This is a genomic window from Granulicella sp. dw_53 (assembly GCF_018449545.1).
GTDB lineage: Bacteria > Acidobacteriota > Terriglobia > Terriglobales > Acidobacteriaceae > Edaphobacter.
In genome coordinates this window covers 1-11,153 of sequence record NZ_JAAVUR010000034.1, presented here as the reverse complement: position 1 = coordinate 11,153, position 11,153 = coordinate 1, and the positions used below count along the sequence as shown (strand labels likewise).

General features: G+C 56.0%; 12 protein-coding genes and 3 pseudogenes. 9 read left to right on the top strand and 6 right to left on the bottom strand.

Going from position 1 to position 11,153, the window contains the following annotated elements; translation table 11 throughout:
- From HB393_RS24705 to HB393_RS24695, 3 genes and pseudogenes are all read left to right on the top strand, one after another.
- Nucleotides 1-120, top strand: a 120-nt coding sequence (locus tag HB393_RS24705; RefSeq protein WP_213807893.1) for an SDR family oxidoreductase, incomplete at its 5' end; no start/stop codon positions are given.
- Nucleotides 121-429: 309 nt separating this feature from the next.
- Nucleotides 430-1,698, top strand: a complete 1,269-nt coding sequence (locus HB393_RS24700; protein ID WP_213807892.1) for an acyl-CoA dehydrogenase family protein — start codon at nucleotides 430-432, stop codon at nucleotides 1,696-1,698.
- A 12-nt stretch (nucleotides 1,699-1,710) separates the two neighbouring features.
- A pseudogene (locus tag HB393_RS24695) lies at nucleotides 1,711-2,074 on the top strand (Tn3 family transposase); the annotation flags it as partial.
- Between the two features lie 212 nt (nucleotides 2,075-2,286).
- On the opposite strand, the gene HB393_RS24690 reads toward HB393_RS24695, so the two are convergent.
- The 4 genes and pseudogenes from HB393_RS24690 to HB393_RS24675 form a co-directional block, all read right to left on the bottom strand.
- Entirely contained in the window at nucleotides 2,287-2,748 is a 462-nt protein-coding gene (locus tag HB393_RS24690; protein ID WP_213807891.1) for an RES domain-containing protein, read from the bottom strand.
- A gap of 541 nt (nucleotides 2,749-3,289) precedes the next feature.
- Nucleotides 3,290-3,496, bottom strand: coding sequence for a site-specific integrase (locus HB393_RS25465; protein WP_255551594.1), 207 nt, complete (start codon nucleotides 3,494-3,496; stop codon nucleotides 3,290-3,292).
- Between the two features lie 58 nt (nucleotides 3,497-3,554).
- A pseudogene (locus HB393_RS25460) lies at nucleotides 3,555-3,926 on the bottom strand (tyrosine-type recombinase/integrase); the annotation flags it as partial.
- A 556-nt stretch (nucleotides 3,927-4,482) separates the two neighbouring features.
- On the bottom strand, nucleotides 4,483-4,968 hold the full coding sequence (locus tag HB393_RS24675) for a hypothetical protein (RefSeq protein ID WP_213807889.1): 486 nt from the start codon (nucleotides 4,966-4,968) through the stop codon (nucleotides 4,483-4,485).
- Here HB393_RS24675 and HB393_RS24670 point away from each other — a divergent pair.
- From HB393_RS24670 to HB393_RS24655, 4 genes are all read left to right on the top strand, one after another.
- Complete coding sequence (locus tag HB393_RS24670; protein ID WP_213807888.1) at nucleotides 4,956-5,474, top strand: DNA-primase RepB domain-containing protein; 519 nt, start codon at nucleotides 4,956-4,958, stop codon at nucleotides 5,472-5,474. The two genes, HB393_RS24675 and HB393_RS24670, sit on opposite strands and share 13 nt — an antisense overlap.
- Nucleotides 5,471-5,842, top strand: coding sequence for a hypothetical protein (locus HB393_RS24665; protein ID WP_213807887.1), 372 nt, complete (start codon nucleotides 5,471-5,473; stop codon nucleotides 5,840-5,842). Before HB393_RS24670 ends, HB393_RS24665 begins: the two co-directional genes overlap by 4 nt.
- 5 nt (nucleotides 5,843-5,847) lie before the next feature.
- Nucleotides 5,848-6,219 (top strand): single-stranded DNA-binding protein, encoded by a 372-nt coding sequence (locus tag HB393_RS24660; RefSeq protein ID WP_213807886.1) that lies wholly within the window; start codon nucleotides 5,848-5,850, stop codon nucleotides 6,217-6,219.
- A 175-nt stretch (nucleotides 6,220-6,394) separates the two neighbouring features.
- Entirely contained in the window at nucleotides 6,395-6,757 is a 363-nt protein-coding gene (locus tag HB393_RS24655) for a hypothetical protein (protein ID WP_213807885.1), read from the top strand.
- Between the two features lie 179 nt (nucleotides 6,758-6,936).
- Here HB393_RS24655 and HB393_RS24650 read toward each other — a convergent pair whose 3' ends face one another.
- Both HB393_RS24650 and HB393_RS24645 read right to left on the bottom strand, forming a co-directional pair.
- Nucleotides 6,937-8,316, bottom strand: a complete 1,380-nt coding sequence (locus tag HB393_RS24650) for a YncE family protein (protein ID WP_213807884.1) — start codon at nucleotides 8,314-8,316, stop codon at nucleotides 6,937-6,939.
- A gap of 22 nt (nucleotides 8,317-8,338) precedes the next feature.
- A pseudogene (locus HB393_RS24645) lies at nucleotides 8,339-8,689 on the bottom strand (DUF305 domain-containing protein); the annotation flags it as partial.
- A 270-nt stretch (nucleotides 8,690-8,959) separates the two neighbouring features.
- Here HB393_RS24645 and HB393_RS24640 point away from each other — a divergent pair.
- Nucleotides 8,960-9,475 (top strand): sigma-70 family RNA polymerase sigma factor, encoded by a 516-nt coding sequence (locus tag HB393_RS24640; protein WP_213807882.1) that lies wholly within the window; start codon nucleotides 8,960-8,962, stop codon nucleotides 9,473-9,475.
- Between the two features lie 266 nt (nucleotides 9,476-9,741).
- Nucleotides 9,742-10,203, top strand: a complete 462-nt coding sequence (locus tag HB393_RS24635) for a hypothetical protein (RefSeq protein WP_213807881.1) — start codon at nucleotides 9,742-9,744, stop codon at nucleotides 10,201-10,203.
- The last annotated feature ends 950 nt before the right edge of the window (nucleotides 10,204-11,153 follow it).

The following is an 11,153-nucleotide window of genomic DNA, read 5'->3' as shown; positions in this document are numbered from 1 at the left end:
GCGGGCCGTTTCGGGAGCTCGGAGGAAGTGGCAAGTGTCGTTACATTTCTTGCTTCGAAGGATGCTTCGTACATCACCGGCTCCGAGATCGCGGTCGATGGCGGCAGACTCCAACTCTAATGCTAGCGGCTTGTCCGGCGTCAAACGACTCCGGACAAGCCCACCTAATCCCCAGAAACTCCGTTCGGAGAGCGTTTATTCAAGGAACTGCAGTCAGATTAAGAGCGTTGGCAAAGCAAATTGTCTGCGGCTGACAAAATGACTGCAAGCGCCTCCAAAAGGATCACGATGACGCGCAGTGCCAGAACCTTCTCGGTCAGGACCTGAGCATGCTTGAATTTTCACGTAATGGCCAATAACACCAGGCACCTAATGCCATGTGGGCTGATGGGATAGGGCCCGCACTTTTTATCATGTTGGAGACATTGAATGCCGATTGATTTTACGCTGAACGATAATCAGCAATACCTGCGGCGAGAAGCACGTCAATTTGCGGAAGATGTCCTATCCGGCGTGCCGGGTGCAATACGCGATTTGCCGAGCCCTATCGAGCGTTTTGTAGCAACTCGCCCGTTCTACGAACGACTGGTGGCGGAGGGCTTTTTACGTAAGTGTATTCCCGTCTCGGTCGGCGGCGACTCCGCCGGACTGGTTGACCTCGCGATCATGGCGGAGGAGCTTTATACCGTCGATGCTAACGTACCAGTCACCATGCTTTCCACGGCGCTGGGGCTCGCTCCACTGGCGGTTGCCGGCACGCCAGAGCAGCACCAACGGTTTCTGCCGCCCTTCCTGGCAACCACAGGCGCACCGCTTGCCGCATTCGCTTCGACCGAACCCGGAGGCAGCGCCAACGCCGGATCTCCACCCCCAGGAGAAGGAGTCCGAACCACCGCGCGTCGGGTTGACGACTCGTGGGTCATCAAGGGCCGGAAGCAATGGATACCTTCGGCTACCGGATGGAACGGGGAAGGTGCCGACCTCCTTACAGTCGTCTGCCGCACCGATGCCAATGTTGACCCCTCCCGTGGCATCTCGATCATTGCTGTGCCTCGTCCCGACACCGGCCTGATGTTTGAGCACACATTCGACACGCTGGGACACCGGGCGCATATCGCGTCGCGCTTCCTCCTGGACGATGTTCAGGTTCCATCCGGAAACTTGCTGGGACAGGAAGGCAGTGGACTCCAACTGGCCGCGGAGAGCTTTGCGGGTACCGCTGCTCTCGTGGGTGTCTTCAGTGTCGCGTTGATGCGCGCTGCTTTTCAGTTTGCTCTTTCCTTCGCCAAGAGGGAGAGGCGTGGAGGCATCCAGCAGATCATCCATCATCAGGCAGTCGGCTACGCGTTGGCCGATGCAAAGACTACGATCGAGGCTACGCGAGTGCTGAGCTGGCATGCGTGCCGCGCCTTTGATATGGCTGCGCCTGGCGCACTGGAACTCGCTATCCACGCCAAGCTGTTTGGGTCGGAGGCAGCGGTCCGGGTCATTACTCATCTCATGCAGGTTGTAGGCGTCGATAGTTATGGGCACGAATTACCGCTCGCCGGGTTGCTTCAGGACGCTATAGCGTTGCCGCTCTTCGTCGGAGGCAATATGGGAATTCGCCGCCGCCAACTGCACTCGCTTATGCTCGATCCCGCTTATGACGATCTCGCGACGCTTGAAAGCGTATCCGTGGCGGAAACCCTCCCCTAACGTGAAGCGAACCGTCGCCGACGCATCCTCATCCAACTTAATCGGGGCGAAGGACGCCATCAACTCGCCCGCGTCCTCTTTCATGGCAAGCGTGGAGAACTGCGCCAGCGCTATCGCGAGGGACAAGAGGACCAACTTGGTGCGCGCTCGGACTCGTCGTCAACCTAGTCGTTCTCTGGAACACCATTTACAGGGATGCGGCGCTCGATCAGCTCCGGGCCGAGGGGTAGGAGGTATTGGCCGACGATGTTGCCCGGCTGTCGCCGCTCAGCTTCAAGCACATCAAGATGCTCGGCCGCTATGCCTTTACACCGTCGCCAAAGGCGAACTCAGACCTCTTCGCGATCCACGCACCGCCAGCCTGGACGAAGCTTGACCACCAAGACCACAAGACTCTTATGTAGGTTTTCTGTTCCGTTGCTACTCAGACCCCGGTTACAAGAGCTGAGAACGATGTGTTTCAAGCAGATTTGATCGAAGCGCATGGTGATCGCATTAGATTCAGCGGTCCTTACAGTACGTAATATTCCGTTTCTTGAGGTGTCCCTAGAAGCGCCGGAATGCAAAACTTTCTTGGAGAAGGGTAATTCAGATCAATCTATCGTTATAAGAAAATGGCTCGATTGTCGGTCTCGAGATAAGAGAAAAATCCGGATGGTTCGGATTGAGAAGCAGGTTGACCTCAGGTGAGGCAAGCACCGAAGGGACAATCAAAATTGCGGCCCTCCCCTCACTCACAAAATCCGTTCCAACCTCGGCCAACGAAGGAGGTGCAGGATAGGATCTCCAGTTACTCGGAAGATCCGCGAGCGGATAAACGATGCGACTCACCGTATCTGGAATAGTTGCTTTCGCCAAAACCAGATCACTTGGTGGATCTCGCGGATCCAGATGTGCTAGGTATTCCAGCATTGCTAGAGACAGATGTTCGGCGGTGTAGACGATTCTAGTGCCAGGATTCGACCATCTTCCCCCGAACAGGAAACTTCCTTGTCCATCAAATGCAGAGCCAGCGAACCGGTGACGCAATAAGCGGTAGACCGTGATCAACTCAGACCGCCGTACCCGATCCTGCCCAGCACATTCTCTACCTGCCGCGCACCTAACTCGGTTTCAACAGCGTCCAACGGACGAATTCCACCGAGGACAATGTTTGGTTGCTTGAGCCAATTGATTCCTCGCTCTGAGCTTCCCAGATAATCTGCAGAGAGAGCCACGATCCGTGCCAAGCGGTAAATTCGATCTGACTCATATCCCTCTAATCGCCCTTGGTGTTTCCGCCGTTGGAGACTTCGGATACTAAGCCCTAGGCTTGCGGCTAGCTCTGCCCACGATAGACTCGCCACAATTCGAAAGTGCTCTACGGCACTATGGGGAAACCCCGCTAGGATTTCCCTGTTCATATCCTGTTCGGTATGGACCGGTCTTCCAAAGGTCTTTTCCCCTCCGAGTTCTTCTACTATTGCAGTAAGCTCGTTTGCCATATGTCACATATTATAACGCCAATTGTCGCACTGCAAGAAGGACCAACCTACAAAAACCGCCAAAGTCAGTAGGGGTGCCCGATCGGCGCTGCGATACGAACTAACGGCTAGAGACCTAAATTATCATTCACGACCACGACGATCTCCTGATCAGACCCCAGATACCGCTCCGTGGTCTGGATAGAGGAATGGCCGAGCAGGAATTTGATCTGCTCCAGATCCCCGCCGCTCTTCCGGCACAACTTGGCGCAAGTGCGGCGGAGGTCGTGGGCACCAAAGCGCTCGATCCCGATTTGCTTGGATGACCTGTTCAACTATGGACCAGACCGCCCAGTCGCTCAAGGTGTCGCGATTGAGCTTGCCGCTCTTGGAGACCGATCGCAGCAGGCGGCCCTTCTCGATCTCAGTCGCGGTCATCCAGACATCGATTCCCTTCTTCACCCAGATCGGGATGGCCACCGTCCGAATTCGCCGGCCCTTGCCCTCGAGGTCGGCCAGGACCCACCTCCCTTCCCTCTGCTGGATGGTCGCGACGTCGAGCTCGGCCAGTTCGTTCCGCCGCAGAGCACAGCCGACCAGCAGGGCCAGGATGACATAGTCGCGTTTCCCTTTCACGGTCGACCGATCGGGGACGGCCAGCAGATCTTTGGCTTGCTCGCGGGTCAGCCAGTTTCCCAGGCGGGTTCCCTTCTGGCTGACGTTGGGGACGTCGGTCAGGCCGGCATGCCGGGCTTCGCCCACCATATTGCGCACGGCCGAGAGCCCGACGTTGATCGTCGAAGGCGATAAAGATTCCATGCCAGCCCGCCACTCCATTAAGAGAGACCGGGAGAGAGGTCGGCTGGCACAGAAGGCGAATAGGTCGTCGAGCGCCCGGGCGTAGTTGCGCTTCGAATGAGGCGATGCTACGGAGTCCAGCACCCGCTGGCGCAGCAGACTCTGGGCCGGGGTGAGTGCCACGGGCTCCGCTTCCCTGCTGTCACGCTGCACTCAAATCCCGGAATCCCCCTGTTTGTTTTCAACCTTTTTCCGGGATTTAAGTGCATTATTCCTGCACTAAAATCCCCGATCACTGCACATAAAACCCGGACAAAGTTCTTACTGAAGTTTGTCCGGGATATAAGGGCATAGATTTCGATATTCCCTTCATATGCACTGGTTTCGTTCCGGGATTTAAGTACAAACAAGTGGGTTAATTCCGGGATTTAAGTGCCGAAAAATAGCCTCGTGGAGGCTATTCCGGCATTTGAGTGCAGCGTGACAACTAGACTATCCTTTTCCATCTCAAACCTCTTGCACTTTAGGGTCTCTGCACGAGCTGCGTTATGCCCCGAACGATCTCGGTGGCCTGGGCATGTGTGACTGGCTGGTTCGTATGAACAGCTTCGTTTCGGATTCGAAGCCAGCCCATGATGTTCGGCGTGCTGACGTTATTCAGCAGCCCTTCCGCTTGCGCCCTCTCTACCATCTCCCGAAGCTGCATTGGCCTCGAAGAGGATGCTGAGGTCTGCGTCTTGTATCGCTCTCGCAGCGTTGCCTCCAGGAGCGCGACGGCGGCGATCACGGAAGCGCGATATTCTCCGGCCTGCAGCAACCGCGTTGGCTCGTCCGTCAACGTCGGTGCGTAGAGTTGTTCAGCTTGCGCGAGCCAATCGCGCAATGCTGCGAGAAAATCCTCGGGCTCGTTGGAAGAGATATCCGGGCGCTTTAGAACCATCGTCCCGGCGATATCAACGGGCAGACTGATGCCGGCGGGCGTAATGATCAGGATGCGTGAATTATCCATCCTTCGCCGCCCGGACCCTGGCGGCTCGCTACGATGCCGATCCCAGCGCCGCCGACTGGCGGGGGTTCGGACGACTTTCCGGCTTCACCAACTGCAAACCCCACTACAGAAAGACGGACGGCCTCTTCCCTTTCGTGCGCCTGCACAGCCACACCGGGCAACAGTACCCCACTGCCAAGGCCTTCGAGGGGGAGATCATCGGGCTATACCAGGTCCGGGAGCAGGAATACGAGGCCGAGCGGTTGCGACGTTCTCTTTCTCCCCGCAGGGGACCGAGGTCCTCGAATCTCTCCCTGGAACGATTCCGAGCCGCCAACAAGTACCGGGACCGTCCCGCCGCCGCCGATATCGCCTTCTGTGTCGCCGCTTACGCCCATGGCATGGAGGAAGACCGGATTGGAGGTGCTCTCGCAGACCATTACCTCTCCCGCGATCCCAGTCCTTCCAGGCGAGCTGCCTATATCCGCAGGACCATGGCGAAGGCCAGAAGATGGGCGGAGCGATGAGCATCGGTGCGGGTATTCTCCTTTATCGTTCTTCCATCCTGAGGGCGAGGGATGCCTCTACGGACTCTGAGCTGGCTCTTGCGACTCGCGTCGTGAGGAAGGCCATTGAACAGTTCGGCTCCCTTCCGGTTTGTCCTTCTCTCTGCGTTCAGCGTGCCGCGCTCAAGACACCCCCGCCCTTCGGACGCACGCTCTCCTTCCCGGAATCCGCTGCGCGCCTCTTCGAGGTGCGGACTCCTGCCCCAAAACAAGTTTGGGTCCCCTTCCGCAGATTCCATCCAGTCGCCGAGGGAGTGGGTCGCGACGGCACACCCTACGGGCAAGCTTGTACCGCAGACCGCGGCACAAACCAAAGAAACGGAGCCTAAACACCATGTTCAACAAAGTCATCCTCATCGGCCGCCTCGGACAGAACGCAGAAGCCAAAACCGCTCAGAACAACCGCGAGTACGTCATCCTCAGCATCGCTACCCAGGAGAGCTGGAAGAACGACAAAGGAGACTACGAGAACCGCACCGAGTGGCATCGCGTCTTCGCCTGGAGCAACCTATCCAAGTTCGCCAAGACCCTTCAGAAGGGCCAGCTCGTCACCCTGGAAGGCATTCTTCGTTATCGCGAGGTAGAAGATCAGGTCAAAAAGACCACCTTCAAGCACCGGATCGCTGAAGTCCATGCCACCAGCATCAAGCGGCTCTCCAAGATCGAAGCCGCAGATGATCCGGCGGACGGAGCCGACGACCAGTAATCGTCGGCTCGGGTGGATGAGACCGAAGTGGTCTCATCCACTTGCCTTTAGAGAAGTAGTGTGGTGTCGATACCGATGCCATCCAGTCGCAGCAGCAGATAAGGCATGCGACAACAGGTCAGCACTTTCGTTGTCCCACAGTTTTGCTTTATCATCGCCCCAAGGCGATTGATTTATGGCGCAATCAGAGCACTTCGATCTCATGCCGGATGGTGGAGTTCCGGGCGGCTATACCTCGTCCGAAGAGTATCAGGCCGGATACGAGGCACGTCTGAGGGATGAAGCCGAATACCACACCGCCACCAGGTGGTGGCGTACAGGGTGGGCTGAGGCAGATCGGGAGCTTAGATCGGGTATTGTTAGACGGCCTATCGAGGAAGGCAAAGATCCGGGTACGCCGTGGAGCAACTTCGGGACCGGCCAACAGGCTCGAATCTGCCAGCTTGCCTTTGATGAAAATCAGGCCGAAGCCTGGAAACGAAACTGGGTGCAGACGGACATAGCCATCAGCCTCGCTCCTCGACGGAAACCCTCCTAATCTCTACCTAGCAGGCAGAACGGGTGTAAGCAGACAGCGTTTCAAGCTCTCGCCCAAAGAGATCAAGACCACATGTGCTTTGCTCAAGTCAGCCGATATCCCGGTTTTGGAGATCGCGACACGCTTCCACCCGCCTCTTTCGTTGCAGCAATGCGGATTGAAGACGGCTTCGGCAACGGCTACTTTGTCTGCCCGAGCACAACTTCATCTCCATCAGCAGCCCTTACCTCGAGGGTCAAAGGGGCTGCGCTTTGCGAAGGAGAGGCGGCGCGCTTTAAGGGACCAAGCGTCTGCGCAATGGCGACGCCACCGATACCGGCGCCGAAGCTTGTCAGTTCCTGCGGCTCGGCATCTCCAATCAACATCAGTTTGTACTTCTTTCCAGGCGTAAGACCAGTCGCGGCAATCTGAAGGTTATCGATTGGCCCAAGCGAGTTAATCGCGACACTCGCGTGTGCGGAGGAGTGCGAAGATTGCGGCACAAGTTCGAGGTGGATGACCCCAGTCGCGGGTCCAAGTGGTTTCAGATTTGCTGTTCCTGCCTCGGAGGAGACAGCCTTCGGAACGTAAACCAACGCTTGAGGGAGTTGGCCAACCTGGATGGTGGCCACAATGCGATTCGTCATCGTATCGATTGCCTGAACCGCATCTCCGTTCTCCAGGCCCACGTAGACCTTTCGTCCGTCGTCGGAGCCCCAGATCCCATGCGGCAGATCGCCTGCCTTGATCGTCGCGGCCAGCTCTGGCGCGGCGTTAGGTCTGCGTCGGTAAGCCAATACCTGATCCGTGCCGCCAACTGAAACGTAAGCGAATCGTCCAGCGGGATTCGTGATGAAAGTAACGTGATTGGTAATTGGCCCAGTTTCTAATGTAGCGAGCGTCTGGAAGGGAGGCTTTGCGCTCACAACCTGGGTCTTTCCGGTGTCCTTCAAGGTAAACCAGACTTCATCCTGATCGACGGCCAGATTAGGCGAGAACGGACTCACCTGCGGCACTCTTGCAATCACCTCGTAGGTCGCCGTATCAATGACATCCATCTCTGGGGTGAAGCTGGAAGGTACAAATGCGTACTTGCCATCGGGCCGGAAGAGCACCATTCCAGGGCCGTTCGCGGTTTCGATGCGGCGCACTTCCTTCATCTTTACGGGGTCGATGACGCTAATGTAGTTCTCACCACGCACCGCAACCCACAACTCATGTCCGTCGGGACGGAAAAATCCCTCGTGCGGCGAACGTCCCACATAGATCGTGCCTTTGACCAGATTTGTCTCCGTATCTATCAATGTCACGGAGTTCGAACCGATTGAGATTACATCAAGCGTCTTGTGGTCCGGGGAGAAGCCAAGGCCGTGGACCAGCAACTGACCGCGATACAGCGGGCTCAGAGCCGCCGGAACATCCTCTCCCAGATGAATCGAGCCCAGGAATTTATTCGTGGCAGGATCAACGACCGAGACCGTGTTGGATGTCTGGTCCGCCGTGTAGACGCGGTCGCCATTTTGGGCAAGACCGGATGCCGCACAAGTCGTGAGGAGTGCGGGTATAAGCAAAAAGCGCATGGTTTCTCTCTTTCGGTGCCGGTTAGTGTTTCTTGCTAAGCCAAAGGTTCATGGCATCGATCTCGGATCGCTGGTCGACGATAATCTCCTCTGCGAGCCGGCGCATCACGGGATCTTTGCCATAGCTCAACTCCGCCTTGGCCATGTCGATCGCGCCCTCATGATGTGGCATCATCATCGTGGCGAAATCGTGATCGACGTCTCCACTCATGGGTGCCGCGGCCATCCCCTTATCCATCTTGGTCATGCTCATCTCCATCGCGTGCATGAACTGATCCATGACAGAGGGCATTTGCGCAGCTGCCGTCAAAGTGACCAGCAAGCCGGATAATATCCATTTGAGCTTCATCTCTTCGCTCCTCATAACGCGCCTTAACCATCTCTGTACGACTCATCTTCCTTGTCAATGAAGTGTCGATTGAGAATCGCTTTATTCCCTTACCGCCTAAAACTTTTGCTCTTTATGCAAATCCCCCGAACTGGCTGACTCGTTCATTGGAGATGGGGAGTCAAACCAGAACGAATCGGAGCTTAGTCTTCATGTCGGTTCTTGGAAAAAAAATGGGCATTTGGAATAAAACGGGATGAAGAACACACTCTATCTATAGCAACAGGCCGGGCAGGTCCTGAAAGAGAGCGTATTGTGCAGATCAACGATCAAATGTTCGACGACTGGGTAAGACAATACCAGAGGCTTCTCTTCGGTATCGCTTATTGGTGGACCGGTTCGCGGACAGATGCAGAAGAGCTGACGCAAGAGACTTTTTTCCAGGCATATCGTTCGCGGTCGAGCCTTCGTGACACGGAACTGGTAAAGGGGTGGCTCGTCGGTATCTTGAGGCACTGTCATAGCCAGATGCGTCGCGGCGATAGATCCAAGGATGAGGTCTCCATTGACGAGATGCTCTATGAGCCGGAAGATCGCCACACCTTCAGTACCGATGCTCTCGCACTTCATCAATCGCTGAGACAGCTTGATGAAAGACATCGCCTGCCAGTGGTCCTCTTTTATTTTCAGGATCTCTCCTATCGGGAGATCGCCGAAGCCCTTGAGCTTCCAGTTGGAACGGTGATGTCGAGACTCTCCCGTGCAAGACAACGACTGCATGAGCTCATGAAACCTTCCAGCAAATTAGTTCTGTTGAAGAAAGCGAAATAACGATGAGTTGCGAACTATACAAATCGGAGATGTATGCATGGCGGACAGGCACTGATGCTGCCAGCTTCAGGCCACTGTTTGACCATCTTGCGACCTGCCCAGAGTGTGCGCAACACTTCGCACAGATTAGCGCGAGCGACCAAACGATTCGTCAAACTTTTTCGGAGATTCCCCAGAGCCACTCGCTTGAAGCGCGTATTTTAGCAGGGTTAGCTCATGAGCGCGCTCAGAAGACGCCCCATAAGTCTCATTGGAACAACTGGTTCATGCTTCCAGTCGCCGCGTCTCTCCTCTTCGGCATCGTGCTTGGTATTGGCCCAAGGTTTCAAGAAGCACGCCTCGGCAGACAGGTTGCAAGCATCCTCAACCAGCCTCCTGTCGAGGAGATTAGCAGCACCGATCAAAAGCAGCTTCTCGATTGGAGCGCAACAGCTTTGTCAGGTCCCGCGTCCCTGCCATCAGAGTTGAGAAAAGTTGAATTCCGCGCAGCGACTTCTCTTCAAGTGGCAAATCATAAAGCCGTTCTTCTCCGGATGAAGAACGAACAACGCGCCAGTCTTCTCATCGTCGATGCACTCATGGCTTCGCAGAAGACGATCAAGTTCTTTCATGAGCAGAAGGGGAGCGACAGCCGCTGGACACATGGGCAGAGAACCTACGTCCTCCTCTTCCGGGGAGATGAACAGGAGATGCGTGACTATATGAAGCGGATGGGCATCGTCACATAGCTTGAGTGGGCCAATCGTTATTCAATGCATCGGTCCCGAAAACAGCGCCGGAATCAAGAGAGGCGCACGGCAGGAAAGGTTTCACTGTGTCACTCTCAAGGTTCTCGAGACTCCCTGCGGGGTTGCTGGCTGGAGCGATTGCAACTGCCGTGAATATGCTCGTACTCAAAGCTGCCGGCCTGGTCCATCTTGAGACCGCGAAAGGCGGGTTACTCAAGCTCGCAGTGCAGTGTCTGCTTTGGATATCCGAACGTTTGGAACCCGCGAAGATGGCCTCTATCGGAGCTGCCTCCTCGAAGAATCTTAAAGACTCCCAGAGTCTCTTTCATATTCTGGTCGGTCTCTCGATGGCGGTTGGATATGTCTACATCATCGAGAGGATTCTCCCAGGTCGAGCTTTGGTAAAGGGACTTATCTACGCTGCGTTGGTCTGGATCCTAAATGCTGCAATTGTTCTCCCCGTCACCGGGGAGGGATTTGCAGGCAGTGCTCATCTGACCCTACTGGGAATGGTCTGGTTTGGAGCAGGCCACACTCTATATTTCATGATCCTGGCCCGGACGTATGAGCTTCTAACGAGGGACCACGGGATATTGGACTTCACTACAGCCGGGCATACTCGGCCCGACATGAGCTTCACGTCGTGGACTTGCTTCAGAAGAAGATGGGCCGGAAAGTGTGCTCCGGGAAGAGCTTCAATGCCCCAATCTGGGAACACACCGCAACGCCCCGATCAATAGTGCGCGAGCGCAGATAAGGCGGAATACAAACCTGCTTAGAGGCTCTGCCTCTCGGCGCGTCGCAAGGGGTCTCCCACAGTCTTCCGCGCTTCGCTTGTGCAGACCTCCGCTACGCTTCGTCCTTTCCGTTCCAGCTTCGCCTCCACTCCAAGGATGGGTGATTCGAGTCTGTTACGGAACTAGGATTTAAACAGCCGAAGATGAGAGGAT